11 protein-coding genes and 1 pseudogene are annotated in these 15,814 nt (G+C 62.7%); 4 read left to right on the top strand and 8 right to left on the bottom strand.

From position 1 onward, the window contains the following. From D3872_RS18220 to D3872_RS18195, 6 genes are all read right to left on the bottom strand, one after another. Positions 1-568: HlyD family secretion protein (locus tag D3872_RS18220; RefSeq protein WP_119812139.1), on the bottom strand; the 568-nt coding region annotated here is incomplete at its 3' end. A gap of 4 nt (positions 569-572) precedes the next feature. Further along, positions 573-2,435, bottom strand: coding sequence for a type I secretion system permease/ATPase (locus D3872_RS18215; protein ID WP_119812138.1), 1,863 nt, complete (start codon positions 2,433-2,435; stop codon positions 573-575). A gap of 283 nt (positions 2,436-2,718) precedes the next feature. Beyond that, entirely contained in the window at positions 2,719-4,266 is a 1,548-nt protein-coding gene (locus D3872_RS18210) for a methyltransferase regulatory domain-containing protein (RefSeq protein WP_119812137.1), read from the bottom strand. A 122-nt stretch (positions 4,267-4,388) separates the two neighbouring features. Further along, complete coding sequence (locus tag D3872_RS18205) at positions 4,389-5,987, bottom strand: DUF4214 domain-containing protein (RefSeq protein ID WP_182915853.1); 1,599 nt, start codon at positions 5,985-5,987, stop codon at positions 4,389-4,391. 131 nt (positions 5,988-6,118) lie between these two features. Beyond that, positions 6,119-8,782 (bottom strand): DUF4214 domain-containing protein, encoded by a 2,664-nt coding sequence (locus D3872_RS18200; protein WP_119812135.1) that lies wholly within the window; start codon positions 8,780-8,782, stop codon positions 6,119-6,121. 509 nt (positions 8,783-9,291) lie between these two features. Continuing rightward, a complete protein-coding gene (locus D3872_RS18195; protein WP_119812134.1) occupies positions 9,292-10,578 on the bottom strand; it encodes a FecR family protein in 1,287 nt (428 codons plus the stop codon). Between the two features lie 165 nt (positions 10,579-10,743). Between D3872_RS18195 and D3872_RS18190 the strand changes: the two genes are divergently transcribed. The 4 genes from D3872_RS18190 to D3872_RS18175 are packed head-to-tail and all read left to right on the top strand — an operon-like array spanning position 10,744 to position 15,069. Continuing rightward, positions 10,744-12,672: a CHASE2 domain-containing protein gene (locus D3872_RS18190; protein ID WP_229459399.1), complete on the top strand. Its 1,929-nt coding sequence runs from the start codon at positions 10,744-10,746 to the stop codon at positions 12,670-12,672. A 5-nt stretch (positions 12,673-12,677) separates the two neighbouring features. Continuing rightward, a complete protein-coding gene (locus tag D3872_RS18185; protein ID WP_119812141.1) occupies positions 12,678-13,913 on the top strand; it encodes a tetratricopeptide repeat protein in 1,236 nt (411 codons plus the stop codon). A 57-nt stretch (positions 13,914-13,970) separates the two neighbouring features. Next, positions 13,971-14,285, top strand: coding sequence for a VanZ family protein (locus tag D3872_RS18180; protein WP_229459398.1), 315 nt, complete (start codon positions 13,971-13,973; stop codon positions 14,283-14,285). A 34-nt stretch (positions 14,286-14,319) separates the two neighbouring features. Further along, positions 14,320-15,069 (top strand): Crp/Fnr family transcriptional regulator, encoded by a 750-nt coding sequence (locus D3872_RS18175; RefSeq protein ID WP_119812131.1) that lies wholly within the window; start codon positions 14,320-14,322, stop codon positions 15,067-15,069. Positions 15,070-15,353: 284 nt separating this feature from the next. On the opposite strand, the gene D3872_RS25755 is transcribed toward D3872_RS18175, so the two are convergent. Together D3872_RS25755 and tnpA are read right to left on the bottom strand one after the other, a co-directional pair. Then, positions 15,354-15,584 carry a ribbon-helix-helix domain-containing protein gene (locus D3872_RS25755; protein ID WP_182915854.1) on the bottom strand — a complete coding sequence of 77 codons (231 nt, stop codon included), beginning with the start codon at positions 15,582-15,584 and terminating at the stop codon, positions 15,354-15,356. Continuing rightward, positions 15,567-15,814 (bottom strand): annotated as a pseudogene (gene tnpA, locus D3872_RS25750) (IS200/IS605 family transposase); the annotation flags it as partial. The pseudogene tnpA and the gene D3872_RS25755, both read right to left, overlap by 18 nt.

Here is a 15,814-nt window from a genome sequence, read left to right as displayed (position 1 = left end):
CCTGCATCTGCAGCTTGAGGCCGGCGATGTTTTCGTCATACGCGCCCAGTTCGCTTTGAAGCGAGGACTGGCGCGACACGAACAGCTGGCTCTGCAGGCTTTTCAGCTCGGCCAGGCGCGGGTCGGCCTGGTCGTTTTGCAGCTCGGCCGGAAAGGTCAGCTTTTTGGCGCCGTCGCGTTCGGCAAGCAGGCGCGCCTCGGTCGCGCGCACGGTCAGGTACTGGCCACTGGTGATGTCCGACGCCGACTTGGCCATCACGGGATTCATGCGCACCAACACCTGGCCGGCCTTGACCACGTCGCCGTCCTTGACCAGGATCTGCTGGATGGTGCCGCCCTGCAGGTGCTGCACCTGCTTGCGGTTCGATTCGGCGGTGACCGCGCCCGACATCGGCACGCCCTTGTCGAGCGGGGCCAGCAGCGCCCACAGCAGGAAGCCGCCGACGCCGGCCAGGACGATTATCCAGCCCAGCTTGCTATATGCGCCGGCATCGGTGTTGACCGTTAGCGGCGACACGTCGTGCGCGATGACTTCTGTCGCCTGGCTCTTGTCTTGAAGTGCTTTCATGTTCTTATTCCTGTTCCGTCGTTGCCGCGGCGCCGTTGCCTGCCGCGGCCGTTGCGGCCGTCCCCGCCTGCTGTTGCGCCAGCTGCTGTGCCGCCAGCTGGGCTTGCGCCTCGGCCTGGGCCTGCTGCTGGGCGGCCTGGGCCTGCTGCTGGGCTTGTTGCTGTGCCTGCAGCACTTTCTGGTTGGCCTCCTGCAGTGCCGCCAGCACCTGCTGGGTCGGGCCGAAGGCCTGCGCTGCGCCATCGCGCATCAGCAGCAGCTTGTTGGTCGCGCCAATAATGCTGGTACGGTGGGTAATCAGCACGATGGTCTTGCCGCGCTGTTTCAGGTCAAGCACCGCTTGCACCAGTGCCTGTTCGCCGACGTCGTCAAGGTTCGAGTTCGGTTCGTCGAGCACGATCACGGACGGGTCGCCGTACATGGCGCGCGCCAGGCCGAGGCGCTGCTTCTGGCCGCCGGACAGGCCGGCGCCGCCGTCGCCCAGTTTGGTGTCGTAACCTTCAGGGAAATGCAGGATCAGGTCATGGACGCCGGCGCGCTTGGCTGCCTGCACCACTTTCTCCGGATCGATCTCGCCAAAGCGCGCGATGTTTTCGCTGACAGTGCCGCCGAACAGTTCGATATCCTGCGGCAGGTAGCCGATGTTCGGACCCAGTTCACCCTTGTTCCAATGGTAGATGTCGGCGCCGTCCAGGCGCACCTTGCCCATCAGGGCCGGCCACACGCCCACCAGCAGGCGCGCCAGGGTCGACTTGCCCGAACCGCTGGGGCCGATCACGCCGAGCACATCGCCAGGAGCGATCGCGAAAGTCAGGTTCTTGATCACAGCGATCTTGGTGCCCGGAGGCGAGGCCGTCACCGCCTCGACGCTGAGCGCGCCTTGCGGCTTGGGCAGGGGCATGCCCGCCTCACGGGCAGGATTCGCTTCCAGCAGCTTGCTCAGGCGATCATAGGCGCTTCGGGTCGTGCTGAAGCTCTTCCACACGCCGATGACCTGCTGAACCGGCGCCAGCGCCCGGCCGACCAGGATCGATGCGGCGATCATCATGCCGGGGGTAATCTTGCCTTCGATGGCCAGCAGCGCGCCAAAGCCCAGCACCAGCGATTGCAGCGACACCTGCACGAATTTGGTGACGGCGCCGACAATGCCGGCCTTCTCGCTTGCTTCCGCCTGCAAGTGCAGGAATTTTCCATGCAATTTGAACCAGCGGCTCAGCAGGTTCGGCAGCATGCCCATCGATTCGATCACCTCCGCGTTGCGCAGGTTGTTCGTCGCCAAGTTGCCGGCGGTTATGGACATGGTATTGGCTTCGGCGAGCGGCTTGCGCGACACGCGCTCATTAATATAGGCCAGCGCGACCAGGATCACGGTGCCGCCCAGCGCAAAGAAGCCAAGCGACGGCTCGAAGAAGAAGATGACGATCAGGTAGATCGGGAACCACGGCGCGTCGAAGAAGGCGAACAACGCGTTACCGGTCAGGAACTGGCGCAAGCTGGTCAGGTCCGACAGGGCCTGGCCGGCGTTGCCGCCCGCCTGCTTCAGGTTCTGCTCGAAAGCGGCCGTGTACACGCGCTTGTTCAGCTGCATGTCGAACTTTGCGCCTACACGGATCAGAACGAACGAACGGATCAGTTCCAGCGCGCCCATCAGCAGGAAGGCGCCCAGCATCAGCACGGTCAGCATCAGCAGCGTGATCTCGTTGCCGCTGGCCAGCACGCGGTCGTAAACCTGCAGCATGTAAATCGACGGCGCCAGCATCAACAGATTGGTAATCGCGCTGAACATGCCGATCGTGAAGAAGGTACTCTTGAATGAGAGTAGCGCCTGCTCGATCTCGTTTTTCGATTGAAGGAGTTTATTTATCATTAGTGGATGACCGCATTAAGTGCGAAAGGAAAGGCATTCCGCCGGCTGATCGAGCCGGGGCGCCACCGGAGCCATACCGACTCCGAATCCCATAGGAAACATTCTGGGCGTCACATTATCGCTGAAAACCAAGAAAAAATGTGATGTACATCACATTTTTTATTTTGCGAGGCGGCGGCGTCCGTGCGACGCCGGCCAAAGGTGGAGGATTTTACGGCTGCATCAAGGTATTGCGACGCACGCTTGCAGGGGGAACCCCGCCAAGCGTGCGCGTTGTACCGGGTTAGCGGCGTATGCCCAGCTGGCGCCACAGCGGCAGGCGGGTTCGGACGATGGTGTCGACCCTGTCGCGAATATCCGACAGGTTCTCTTCCGCTGTAGTGAGCGCCTTGCCATCTTTTAGCATCTGGCGCCCCTGGCTCCCGAGGATGGCCCAGATGTGCTCCGCCAGGGCTGCGGTATCTTCCGGATTGACGTTGTGCTCGAGCGCATCGAATAACAAGCGGTCGATAAGGCCGGCACCGACGCCGCTACCCAGCAAGGGGGAGGCCAATGTCTGGAACTCGTCGCCGTAGCGTGCTTTCGAACCCAAGACCCGGTTCATCTGGGCGGCGCTGTCCACCGACTTGTGGTCGGCAGCCCCGAAGAAGATGTTCGCCTGGCCGGACGATGTGAGCAGCGCCACAACCTGGGCCAGGCTCGGCACCGGAACCTGCTGCAGGCCCGGCAAGGAACGCAGTTCGCGGATGGTTTTCGGGCCATCGGCCAGCGCGTCGAGCACCGGGTTGTAGACCTCGGGTTTCGCGTTCACATTACCTTCCGGCAGTTTCAGCGACAGCGTGGCCTCGTCGCGCGGCACGGTCAGCGCCACCCCGCACGCCAATAGCCATTCGGTCTGACGAACCTGGCTCATGCGGCGCGCGCCGCGGACGAACACGTCCTTCCGGAACGCCGTATTAAGGAAGTAATCCTTCACCGTTTGCCGGAAAATCGGGTCCGGGTTGGCATTGATTACCGCCTGTTTTTCCTCATTCAGGAACAACGCGGTGAAGTTGGACGAGGCTTCGGCCGATCCTGCGTAGTCCAACTTGGCCTCCGCCAGGTCGCGCACGACGTCCGCGAAGTACATCGGCTGCCAGTGCTTGTGCATGTACTCGTGCACCAGGTAATTCGGATTGGCGGTTTTCAGGGTGTCGAGGCGTTGGCGCAGCGCCGGGGCGACCTCGAAGTAGCCTGCCTTGGCCTGGTCGAGCTTGTCGATGAAGTCGGTGGCGGCCTTGACCTGGACGTCGCTGCGGTTCGGGTGCAAGTCGGCGTACTCGACGATCAGTCGCTGCAACGGCAGCGATACGCTCCAGCCCGGCATCGCATTGTAGCCGAGGTAGACAATGCCGCCCGGCTTCAGGTAGCGCCGGATGAACTTGACGATGTGGCGGCGGTTTTCGGCCGTCACCCAAGTGTAGATCCCATGCAGGGTGATGAAATCGAACTGCGGCAGGTCCGCGACCTGGCCTTCGGCCAGTTCCTCGAAGCTGTTTTCCAGCAACGTCAGGTTGTCCAGCTTCGCTTCCTGGGCCATCTGCCGTGCTCCGGCCACATGCGCCGGGTTGAAGTCCGCCGCGTAGAAGCGGCCATGGGCGGCGGTGGCGGCCAGCACGGTGGCCGTCAGGCCGCGCCCGAAGCCTAGCTCGAAATAGGTGAAGGGCTTACTGGTGTCGACCGGCTCGATGCCGTTCAACACACAGGCGAAATTAAGGTTGAAAGGCGCCTGTTCGCGGTAGAAGCCCGCAGTATATTCGATGTCCGATGCGTAGCCAGCTGTCCAGTCCATTGCAACTCCTGTTGTTTGAATGAGCGATTACTGCAAGATCGAATTACGATTGTAGCAAGCCGGCGCCGCCGCGTACGCACGGCCCTGAAATCGCTGCCGGGCTGCTGCCCGGCAGCCTGGCCTCAAACGATAAAGAAGGTATCGCTCGAGCCGACTTCGGCGATGTGGGTCACGCCGGTGACGCCCACCAGCTGCACTGCCAGGTCGCTACCCTGCAAAAACGCGTAACTGCGCCCAACGTACTCGAACACCACCAGTTCGCCCGGCGTCTCGGCGGCCAGGTTGGCGATCGCGAGCGCGGAGCCGAGGTCGGTCGGGCCGGCGCCTGTGAACTTCAGTACGCCGTTGACGATCGTGCCGGTGGTGACCGCCGGATTCGCGTTCGCGACCGCCGCCACCTGGCCGAAGGACAGGATGTCGGCTACCGCCTGGGCTGCGCTGGCTGCCCCAGTGTCGCTACCGACCGCGGCGGCAGCCGCCTTCGCGAAGTTGACGATATTTTCCGGCGCGGCGGAACTAGAGGCAGGCGCCAACGTTACATGGTCGGCGCCGCTGCCAAGCATCAGCGATCCGCCGTTGGCGAGCAAAGCGGTCGACATGGTCAGGCGCCCGGTGAACGTGGACGCATCGATCAACGTAAGCGCCGCCGTTCCCGAGGTGTTCAGGATCAGGTCGCTGGCGCCGGTGAGCTTGATGGTGGCCAGTTCGCCTACGGTATCGGTGTAATGAAGCACATTGTTGGCCAGCGTGCCGCCGGACACCAGCTCCACGGCCTTGGCGCCGGCCGCTACATGGAAGGCGGCCACGTTGTCGCCTGTAGTGATTTCGCCCTCGACCGTCGCCCTGAACGCAGAATCGAAGACGACTTTCAGCGTGGTCGGCGCTTCCACGCGCACGCGGGCCGTAACGGTCTCGATGTCCAAGTCCGCTGCCGCCGTTTCGTCGGCGTCGAGCGCCACCATGATCGGGCCGGCGTTCCTCTGGATAATGGACAGTTCGCTGCCTCCCATATCGCCCAGGGCGCGGAAGCTTGAACCTGGCGCGACGTTGAGCAACACGGCGCTGCCCACCGAACCGGTGGCGATGTATTCGATCAGCTTGCCGGGCGCATTGATATGGTCCGTGTCGAAGACCTTGTCGAGGCCGGTGACGTCGAAGGTGGTCAAGACCGGAGGCGGTGGATCGCCCGTGACCAGGCGCTCGATGAAGGCGTCGAGCGCCTTCGGCTCGATCGCGGCCGCCAGGCTGGCATCGGTGGTGATGCCAGCCAGGAAGGCCTTGACGGTGGCGTTGGCCTTGTTGCCCGTGTATGCAAGGATTTCCATGGTCAGGTCGAGCGCGTTGCTGAAAGCGGTCGCGCCGGTCACCTTGTTGGCGAAGGCGGCCTTGTCGCTGCCCACGGCGGCTTCGGAAATCATGGTGACGACCTCGGAGGTGGTGACATCCTTGCGGATCAGCGCGCGGCTCCAGAAGTCGAGGCCGGCCGGTTCCGGCGCGCGGCCGAACAGGTTCTGGTAGACCATCGTGATGATGCCCGCCTCATCCTTGCCGGCAAAGGCGGCCTGGTATTCGGCCGAGGCGGAAAAAGCAGCCGATACCGCCGCCGTGCTGCCGTTGGCCATGGCGATCACAGACTCCCAGTATTGCAGGCCCGCCACGTCGGCGGGGCGGCTGAAATATGCTACGTACAGTTTTTGCACGGCCTGAGTATGGATACCCATTGGAACTCCCTGAGCGATCGATTCAAATTGCATAGGCCAAAAAAAACCCGCTGCGGTGAAGCAGCGGGCTTTTTTGTGACTTTCGCCATCGACATTCCCCGCTTGCGCGAGGAATGCTCTCCGTTAGGAAATTAAACGATGAAGAAGGTGTTGGAGGTGCCGTCGGTGCCGACTTCAGCCAGGTTGGTGATGCCGGTGATGCCAACCAGCTTGACAACTACGTCAGTGGCTGCGTTTGCGTACACGTAGCTGTTGCCCAGGTATTCGAACGCAACAACTTCGCCTTCTTGCGCCGCCGAAGCAGCGATAACGATTGCTGCGTCCAGGGTCGTAGGACCAGCGCCGGTGAAGGTCAGCACGCCCTTGGTACCGACGGAGCCGCCAGCCAAGACGATTGCGTCAGCAACAAGGGTTGCACCAGCAGCAACCAGCACGTCGGCGCCAACTTGTGCAGCAGCAGCAGCGGTTGCATCCGTGCCGACAGCAGCAGCAGCGGTCTTCTCGAAGCCCGAAACCGACTCAATACCGGTAGGTACCGAAGCAGCACCGATGGTGATGATGTCAGCGCCCGAACCCAGCTTGATGGTGCCGCCATCTTTAACCATTGCGGTCGAAACGGTCAGGCCGCCAGTTGCTGCGGAACCGTCGATGGTGCCCAGCTTGGCAGCGGCGCCGCTCAGGTTCAGAGCACGGTCGCCGGTGATGGTGACGGTGGTTGCTTCGCCCGCGATCAGAACCAGTACGTTGTTTGCCAGCGCGCCGCCCGAAACAACTTCAACCGAGGTTGCAGCTGCTGCGGTCAGGTTCAGGGTAGCAACGTTGTCGCCTGCGGCGCCTTCGCCAGTGATAGAAGCCTTGAACGCGGTGTCGAAGACAGCCTTGACCGAGCTAGCGTTGGTTGCCGAAACGGTTGCCACTGCGGTGTCGGCTGCGGTGTCAGCAGCTGCAGTTTCGTCAGCATCAACGGTCACGGTGATCGCGCCAGCGGCCTTCTGAGTCAGAACCACCGAGCTGGCAGCCATGTCAGCGGTAGCACGGAAGCCTACGCCTGCGCCAATGTTGGTCAGGGTAGCGATGCCACCGGTCGAGCCCGAAGCCACGAATTCGGTGACGGTATTCTTCGAAGCCAGGATATCGACGTCCAGGGTCTTGTCGCCGCCGGTGCTCAGGCCAACGGTATCGAAGATGTCGAAGCCGGAGAACGCACCGATGTTGGCAGCGCCAACCAGGCTCAGCAGCAGGGTGTCAACGCCAGCACCTGCGTTGATCACGTCGGTTGCGTTGACTGCAACTGTCGAAGTGAAGGTATCGACGCCGTCGCCCAGGTCAACGGTCAGAACGCCAGTGCCGCGAGCGGTGACATTGACCGTGTCGTCGCCAGCGCCGGTGTTGACGGTGGTTGCGCCGGTACCGGTGGTGGAGACGGTAACTTTGTCGTTGCCTGCACCCGAAGTTACAGTAGCGCTAACCGCGGTAACACCGGTGGAAGCAACCACGGTAGCGCTAGTCACGGTCAGGTCGTCGGCGCCAGCGCCGGACAGGATGTTGACAGTTTCAGCATCGCCAGCGAAGGTAACTGCGCCAGCCGAAGCGGATGCGTCAACGGTGGTTACTTTCTTGGTTGCAGCCGATGCGGCGTCAACAACGGTCAGGGTGGTCGCACCTGCGGTGTTCACCGAAACCGACTGAACGTCGGTACCGGCGGTAACGGTCAGGGCCAGAGCCGATACGGTGGTGCCAGCGTCAGCGCCGTCAACGCGGGTACCGGAAACGGTTACGCTGTTCAGGGTCGTGCCGGAAACTGCTACGGTAGCGGTTTCGTCAACGCCGGACAGGGCTACTTTAGCCGAAGTACCAGCAGCTGCAACGCTCAGAGCTGCGGCAGCGCCGATACCGGTAAAGGTTGCGGTGGTGGTAGCAGCCAGGTTGGTGACTGCACCAGCAGCGCCGATCTGGTTGACGTTGGTTGCGCCAACGAACTTCGATGCGTCAACAGCGACCGGACCGCCGGTGATGTTGATGGTTTCGACGTTCTTGATGGTGCCGGTGATCGGGGAATTGAAGCCACCAGTGACATCGATGTTCAGCGTGTCGTTACCTGCGGAACCGTCGACGCTGTCGAAGGCCGACAGGTTGGTCTGAAGAGCGCCGGTCGTCGTGTTGAAGTTGTGGACGTTGATGGTGTCGTTGTTTGCGGTACCAATAATGGTGTCCAGGCCTTGGGTCAGGGTGAAGGTGGTGCCAACTTGCTGTGGAGCAGCTGCGATAACCGCAGCGATGGTTGCGTCCAGGTTAGCAGTCGAGATAGCGGTGGCCAGCGATGCGTCGGTGGTGACCGAAGCGATGTAGGACTTGCCTACGCCGTTTGCCAGGTCGCCGCTGTATGCCAGAATTTCGGTGCTGGTGTCCAGGGCTGCGGTGAACACTGTTGCAGCTGCTACCTTGTTCTTGAATGCAGTTGCGTCGGTGCCCTGAGCAGCTTCCGAAATGGTCTTGACGGCCAGATCGATGGTGATGGCCTTGTTGATCAGAGCCTGGCCCCAGAAGGTCAGGCCTGCTGGTTCAGCGTCACGGCCGAACAGGTTGTTGTAGATCTTGTTGATGATCTGGTATTCGGTTTGGCCAGCGTAAGCAGCCTTGTACTCTGCCGAAGCGGCGAATGCAGCGGAAACAGCGGAAGTGTTGCCTTTTGCATTGGCAACAACGTTTTCCCAGTAGGTCTGGCCAGCGACGTCACCTGGACGGTTGAAGTAAGCGACGTACAGCTTTTGAATTGCTTCGGTGTAGATACCCATTTATTACTCCTAGGAGGATGAATCAATCAATTTAACTTTTGCAGCTTCACTTTCTGACGCCTGCAATCCAACGTCCCGAATGATCTCAGAAGGAACTGTTCTATTTATGTGATGGTCATCACATTAATGAACAATCTCCTCGGAAATTCGCAACTTTTGCCACGAATCCATTCGGCGGGCCATTATCAGAGAAGATTGCTCCGAAAGCAAGAACAAAGGGAGTATGCATGGCGGGTTGAAATAACGCTCCGCCATAGGGAAATCGCGCGGGAACGGCGGCCGCGGGTCAATCTGCACGGAGCGACGCTTGTTCACGTTAAGCAACGACCAATATCGTTAAAAACATATTGCGATGCTTACAACTCGAAACAATTTTCCGCTAGGCGATATTTAAAAAACATCACAAAACGCCCATTTTCTGTGCAAATACGCTTGTGATGCGCCGGGAAATAAACAGCCCCGGAACAGGCCGGGGCTGCGCGTGAAAACTGCCGGGTTTGCCTGGCGCCTTACTTACCCCAGAAAGTGACCCCGTTCGCGGTGCGCTGGTCATCCAGGCGCCCCTGGAACAGGTAGGCAGCACTGCCGCCGTTTTCATTACTCAGCACGCCGTCCACATTCATATTAGTAGGGTGGATGAAAGCGCTGTTGCCGAACAGGCGGCCATCGCTGCGCAGCGCACCGTCGGCGCGCATCTTGTATACGTCGCCGCCCGCGGCCAGGTCGAAGCTGGTGGCAAAGCTCTTGCTGCCGAAATCGACATTCAGCTTGCCATTGTTCATCGTCGCCGCGACCGGCGATTTCGTCGGGTCGTCGTTGAATACATATGCCTCGCCGCCCTTCATGGCAAAGCCGATGCTGCCCTGTTCCGGCGCCACATAGTCGCGGCCGGTGGTGCGGAAGATGGCGAAGTTGCCGGCGACGATGCGCTCGGAACCTTCAGGACCGGCCAGGCCGATGGTCGGCGCGTTGCCCAGCACCGGCTGCCAGCGGCCCCACAGCACCTGGCGCTCCGGCGCCTGCGGCACGTCCACCACTGGCGGTGGCGGCGACGTCAACGGGACCTGGCCCACGGCGGCGCTGACGCGCTCGCTTTTCTTGGCATCGAGGTTCAGTTCGACCGACGCGCCGGCATTCTTGCCGATCGGTTCATCGCCGCGCGGCGGCGCGATTTCATCCGGGCCGAGGGTGCCGCCCTGCATCAGCTGGGGCGTAGCCTGGCCGCGCCGCACCTGCAGCAGCTGGCCGCGCTGGGCCGCCGACAGCTCGCGGCTGGCGGTGCCGTCGCAGGGGCCGGCGCCTTCCGGACGGCAAGCGTCCGCGAAGCCGCTGACCACGATGCCGCCGGAAATGACGGCAACGCGCGAGGTATTGTCGTCGGTGAAAACGGTAAAGTCGGTGCCGCGCACGCCGATCGCCGCGACCGGGGTGTTGAAGCGGAAGTTCTGGCGCGCCAGCTTGACGGCCTCGCCGGAACGGCTGCGCGCCACTCCGCTCAGCAATTCGAGCTTGATGCGGGTGTTGGCGGGATTCCTGGCGTCGACATGGTAGGTGGCGATGCGCGCCGTCGTATTCGGGCGCAGGATGAACAGGCCGTTGTCGATCGTCTTGACGTAGATGAAGCCGTCAGCGCCGGTGGTCAGCAGCTCGCCTTCCTGCACGCGCGCGCCTTCGCTGGCCGGGCGGTCGACCACCTGGGCATTGCCTGCCACAAAGATGATCTTGCCGGCATCGGCAGCATGTGCGGCTTGCGCAGCGAGCGCGAGACCGGCGGTTACGAGTAGATGACGCAGCATAGTTTTCCCCTTTTCCACCATTATCCGGAGGTGGAAACCTGTTTTCCGTGACGACGGTCACATTCTAGAGCAAGTTCCCTATGGCAATCAGGCGCTTACATTTTGTAGCAAATGTGTTACGGCCGCTCCCAACGCGATATACTGAATGTTTATTCAGAACAAGTGTTGATCCACTTTCCAGCCGGCGTGCTAGAAAATCCCCCTTCCCATCCTGCGCGGCGCCGGCCGTTCCGCCTTCCGGCAGGCATTGTCCGTTGGACAATTGCCGCCATTGCCGTCCTGCTGACGGTCTGGTTGCAGTTTGGCGCGCCGCGCCAGGTGTCGTATTTCGGCAACGAATGGCTGCGTGATGTCTTTATCAAGTTGCAGGTAAGCAACGCGCCCGAGCCGCGCATCCTGGTCGTGGACATCGACGAAAGCAGCACCAGCGCGCTGGGCCCGTGGCCATGGCCGCGCGAACGCATCGCCCAGCTGGTGGAAACACTGGTCAGTACCTATGGCGCGCGCGGCGTGGCGCTCGACGTGTTCTTTGCCGAACCGGCCGACCACGGCGGCGACCTGCGCCTGGCCGCGTTGGCCGCCCACGGCCCGGTCGTGCTGGCCCAGGCCTTCGACTACCAGGCCAAGCGTCCGCAGCCGCTGCGCGAAGGCGTGCTGGCCGGCGACGTGGGCAACTATGCCGCCAGCGGCGTCGAAGCCACCGGCTACATCGCCAACCATGCCGGCCTGGCGCACGCGTCCAGGGTCGGCAACATCGGCTTCATCCCCGACGACGACGGCACCTTGCGCCGCGTGCCCCTGCTTACCACCTTCAACGGCCGCCAGTATCCCGCACTGGCGCTGACCCTGATCAATTGCTGTTCCGGCAAGCCGCCGCTGGCGTTGCCCGATACAGGACTGGTACGCGTCGACTACAAGCGCGACTGGAGCGCCTACACCGTCGTCACCGCCGCTGAAATCCTGCACGAAAAGATCGATCCGGCCAGCGTCAGCGGGCGCCTGGTGGTGATCGGTTCCTCCTCGATGGGCCAGGGCGACCGCGTGTCCACCCCGCTGGCGGCCAACCGCCCCGGCCTGGGCGTGCAGGCCACCATGCTGTCCACCTTGCTCGACATGCAGGAAGGCAAAGCGCCCGCGCGCTGGCCGGGCGCGCTGCTGGCCTGCCTGTTCGCGCTTGGCGCCGCCCTGCTCGCCACCTTCGCCTTCCCGCGCCTGTCGGCCGTGGCCAGCCTCGGCCTGCTGGCGGCGGTGTCGGTAGCGTGGGTCACCGTTGCTTATTTCACCAGCCGCCACGACCCCGATTTTTCGACCACCGCGCCGCTGGCCACCAACCTGTTCCTGCTGGCCGTGGCCGTGCCCTACCAGTGGCAACGTTCGCAGCAACGCTCGCGCCACCTGCTCGACACCCTGCGCCAGTACGTAGCGCCGGAAGTCGTGGCCCAGCTGCTGCGCAGCGACATCGAGGATCCGCTGCGCCCGCGCCAACTGGACGTGACCACCCTGATCGCGGACATGGAAGGCTATACCAGCCAGGTCGAGTCGCTGCCGGTGGAGGACGCGGCTAGCCTGACGCGCGACTTCCTCGACTGCCTGACCGAGCCCGTCATCGCGCGCCAGGGGACGCTGGACAAGTACACCGGCGACGGCCTGGTGGCGTTCTGGGGCGCGCCGCTGCCGGTCGACCAGCACGCCGACCTGGCGCTGGACGCCGCGCGCGAGATCACGCGCCGGGTCGAACGCATGAGCCAGGAACGGATGGCCGCCGGCTTCCCGTCGCTGCGGGTGCGCATCGGCATCGAAAGCGGCCCGGCCATGGCGGGCGACTTCGGCACTTCCTTCCGCAGCATCTACACGGCGGTGGGCGACAGCGTAAACACCGCCTCGCGCCTCGAACAGGCCGCGCGCGACTTCAGCCACAACGTGATCGTCGGCGCCGGCACGGTCGAACGCGCCACCCGCCACAGCTTTATCCCGCTGGGCGAGCGCCTGCTGCGCGGCAAGGAAAAGCCGACCACCCTGTTTACCCTTTGCCACGGCGACATGGCGCCGGGCGCGGCCGCGGGACAAGCGGCAACCGAGGGAACGCCGGCATGACGGCCATGCACAAACTCGCGGCCGCGCTGCTGGCCCTGGCCGCGCTGCCCTGTTCCGGGGCGGCCCCGCAGCATCCACCGGAGCCGGAAGCGCCGCAGCTGGACCTGTACGAGGACGCACTGCAGTCGCTGGCCGAGGGCCGCAAGAACGACGCCTCGGAAACGCTGATGCGGGTGATCGAAAAGGAACCGATGCACGCCGGCGCCTATCTCGAAGTGGCGCTGATCCAGTGCAGCCTCGGCCACGCCGATGAAGCCGAGCGCCTGTTCGCCATCATCGAAACGCGCTTCAACCCGCCGCAAGGCATTCTCGAGCTGATCGAAGAGGCGCGCCAGACCGGCTGCGACCGCTGGCACGCGATCAGCGCCTCGTCGCTGGTGCTGGGCCGCGGCATCGACCAGAACGTCAACCAGGGCGCCAGCAAGCCGAGCTACATCATCGACCGCAATGGCGGCCAGATCGAGCTGCCGCTGCTGCCGGACTTCCTGCCCAAGCACGACCAGTACACGATGCTGGCGGCCGAGTACATGCGCGAGGTGACGCCGAACGGCACCATCGGTTTCGTCCAGTTCCAGGGCCGCCGCAACGATACGCTGCGCCAGTACGACAGCGCCTCGCTGTACATGGGGGTGGAAAGCCCCTACCGCTTCGGCCGCTGGACGCTGCGCACCACCGCCATGCTGGGCACGACCAGCCTGGGCGGCCATTTCTACCAGCGCCAGCTGCAGCTGCAGGCGCGCATCGGACCGCCGTTGCCTTTGCCCAACAGCCTGGTGTTCAACCTGATGGGCGGCATCACCCGCACCGAATACGTCACGCTGAGCAATTTCGATTCGAACACCTTCGAATTGCGCGGCCAGTTCTCGTACCGCAAGGACGACCTGTACGCCAGCGCCAGCGTCGGCATCCTGGACGACCGCGCCAGCGCCGAGCGCCCGGGCGGCAGCCGCGACGGCGTGGCGGTGAACCTGCTGGCGCGGCGCAAGCTGTGGGGCGACCTGAACGGCGAGCTGGGCTACACGCGCCAGGGCTGGAACAGCGAGCTGCCGTATGCGCCCGGCCTGATCGACCAGGTGCGCAAGCAGGCCACCCACATCTTGCGGGGCACCCTGGTGTACCCGGTCCGCAAGAACCAGTCGCTGCAGCTTGAGGCGCGCGCGGTACGCAATAAGGAAGATATTTCGCTGTTTCAGTACAATAACCGGCTTCTCCAGCTCAGCTGGCATGTCCAGGGCTTCTGACCGTATACAATCTGGCTTACTGGAAATTGCGTAAGGGATTGCATGGGCGGGGAAGTCATGATGTTTGTGGGCGCAGCGGCTGCCCTGTCCGCCGGCTGCCTGGTACCGAACCGCTGGCTGCCGCCGCTGCCGAACGACAAAGTCATGCATTTCGCCGCTTTTGCCGTGCTGAGCGGGCTGGCGCTGCGGATTGCCGACGGCGCCGTCGAGAGCGCGGCCTGGCTGCTCGGCCTGCTGGTTGGCGGATGGGTCATCGAGTGCCTGCAGGCGCTGGTGCCGGACCGCTCATTTTGCTGGCGCGACATCGGCGCCAATGCCGCCGGTATTGCATTTGCCGCCGCCTGTACCCAGATAGCCCCGATGTTTGCCTGACCCGGCGCATGTAGAACCACCGAGAAAAACGAGTATGGCGTCCAACAAGGAAGCAACCATCCCTGACAATCAGCCCGCCGCGCCGGCCCCCGAGGAGCGCCAGGTCCAGGTGCACCTGCGCAAGATTCCCTTGCTGTCGGAGCTGAACGACGAAGAGATCATCCGCGTCAAGTCGGAGCTGCGCATCCGCCAGCACAACAAGCGCGACATCGTGCTGCAGAAAGGCGGCAGCGGCGACGGCCTGCTGTTCCTGCTGTCGGGACAGTTGCAGGTGATCGACATTACCGAGGATGGGCGCGCGATCGGCCTGCGCATGCTGGCCCCGGGCGACTTCTTCGGCGAAATCGCCCTGATCAACAATTCCACCCGTTCGGCGTCGGTTGTAGCGATGACGGAAGTGCTGGTGGCATTCCTGCCGGCGCCGACCGCGATGCACCTGTTCTCGCATTCGCCGTCGGTGGCCAGCCAGATGCTCAAGCACCTGGCGCAGAAGATCCAGCGCGACTCCGAGTTCCGAGCGCTGCTGTCCATTAATAACACCGCGAAGCGGATCTACACCTACCTGGTGCTCATGCAGCGCAAGCCGGGCGACCAGCCGGGCGCGCAGCCGGTGGTCGAGAATTTACCGACGCACCAGGACATTGCCAACATGATTAACACCAGCCGCGAGACCGTGACGCGCGCATTGTTGACGCTGGTGCAGCAGGGAATCGTGCAGAAGGATTCGCACCGCTTGATTATTATTAAGCCGGAGGCCTTGCAGAAGCTGGTGCAGGGTTCCTGATCATAAGGTGTTGATATTGCTGGCGGGTATGGGTTCCGCGGGGCCGCCGAGACCTGCGCGGGAACGACATCTTTGGGGCCGCGAGCCTTAGCACCGTCGATCCCGCGAACGCGGGATCCCATAACCCTCACAACGCCCACGATATCCGAAACCAGGCTTGCCCCACACGCAAGCTTACAACTGTAACAATTATGGGTAGCATTTGTAGATCGGAGACAGACCACGATCTCGACCTAAATGGTGGCCCCGAACTTGCAGATCTAGATGGTGGATGACGCGATAGCTCATCGCGCCTTGGCGTACTCGGCGGCTAAGCGGGTGCGCACCTGGTCAACAGTGACAGCTCGGGCCGGATCGGCTTTCAATGCGTCATATGCCGGCCCTACCTGATCGTGCAGCCAACTTTCGATAGCCCGATCACGCGCCGGGAGAGCACGCAGACCGTCGCGGATAACTTCGCTTTCCGTCGCGTACTCACCAGTCCGCACCTTAGCCTTCCTCTTCTTCCGAATCATGCGGCTGGAAACACCTTTCAGTCTGTTGACCGGATTGGAAACGGCTACCTTGGGCGGGTAGATCACCAAAAGGTGAACGTGGTCGTTCTCGCCGTCGAACTCCACCAGTTCCGCTTCAAAGTCCATGCAGACGCTTGCGAACATCGGGCGCAGGTCGTCAAGAATCTCTTTTGTGAAGACTTCACGGCGGTATTTTTTGACAAAGATCAAATGCACATGCATTAGAAAAA

The sequence above is a fragment of the Massilia cavernae genome (assembly GCF_003590855.1).
GTDB classification, from domain to species: domain Bacteria; phylum Pseudomonadota; class Gammaproteobacteria; order Burkholderiales; family Burkholderiaceae_D; genus Telluria_A; species Telluria_A cavernae.
The sequence above is the reverse complement of the archived record's forward strand: the minus strand, read 5'-3'. Positions and strand labels throughout refer to the sequence as shown.